Raw genomic sequence first — 1,220 nt, forward strand, 5'->3', positions numbered from 1 at the left:
CCGCGGCTCAGCGGAAGTAGGGTGCGGGCTGCACCCAGCGGAAGCCGCGGGAGACGGATTCGAAGCGGTCCAGGTCGATGCGCTGCAGTCGCATGCGCACGGGCTTGCCGCCGAGCTGGCCTTCCAGGATCAGCTCGTCCGCCTCGGGCTGCTGGTAGGTGAAGGTCGCGATCTTCCACTGATGCGCGAGGTCCTTCGCGAGGATGACGGTGTGGGTTTCGGTGTCGACTTCGCCGGGGAAGGACACCATGGAATCGTCCATGCGTTGTGCGGTGACGCCGATCGTGCTGTCGAAGATGATGCGGCGGAAGCGCTCGTTGGCGCTGAGCGCCTGGGCATTGTGCGGTTTGCCGCTGTAGTCGACCAGGGGTGGCAGTGTTTGTCCGGCGACGGTGTATTCGGTGACGTTCCAGATGCCGTACAGCGGGGATTTGGCGCGGCCGTTGCCGTAGGAGCTCCAGGCGTCGTGGCCCTCGATGATCGCGGTGATCAGCAGCCACACACCGAAGATCACCTGGGCGGCCAGCAGGATCTTCTGCCCGCGCCGGCCGGCGACCAGTGGGGGCGTGGCCGGGGCGGGGACGGCATGTCCGGTGAGCGCCTTGACGATTCGCGCGATATCGGGTGCTGCCAGGATGGCCGAGTACACGACCAGTTGCAGGGCGAACAGTTTCACCGGTACGTCGAAGGTGAGATTGAGCAGAGCGACCTGTAGTGACACAACGAAGGCCAGCACCGCGCCCAGGCCGGCGGTGCGCGGGAGCACCAGCAGCAGCGCGGCGGTGATTTCCGCTGCGCCCAAAGCCATTTCGTAGGGTTCCGACATCGCGGTCGAGGCCCACAGAATCGACATCGGACTCATGTCACCGAACGGCTCGATCAGCCGCTCCAGACTGAAGGTCATCTGCGACGGCAGCACCTTCACCATGCCGTAGAGCAGCAGCGCGGCCACCAGCACCGCGCGCAGCAGCAGCCGGAACCAGCCGTAGAGCCGCACATAGTCGGGGCGTTTGCGATCGAGTACCGACCAGACGACGGTCGCCAGGATGCTGACCATCAGCAGCGTGAACAGCCAGATCCATTGCGTGGCGGTATCACTGCTCCCGGAAGCCGAGTAGTCGGCGCGCGTGTCGAACAGGTGCTCGCCCACCCAGTCGGTGAGCGGATGCAGCGCGGACCATTTCGCGAAACCGAGCACCATATCCGTCGGCAACCCGAAC

General features: G+C 65.3%; 1 protein-coding gene. It reads right to left on the reverse strand.

Annotated features, from left to right (window positions below):
* Positions 1–7 precede the first annotated feature (7 nt).
* The coding region (locus tag NY1_RS43995) for a DoxX family protein (protein ID WP_169815497.1) at positions 8–1,220 on the reverse strand (1,213 nt) is incomplete at its 5' end.

The sequence above is a fragment of the Nocardia yamanashiensis NBRC 100130 genome, from assembly GCF_001613325.1.
GTDB lineage: Bacteria > Actinomycetota > Actinomycetes > Mycobacteriales > Mycobacteriaceae > Nocardia > Nocardia yamanashiensis.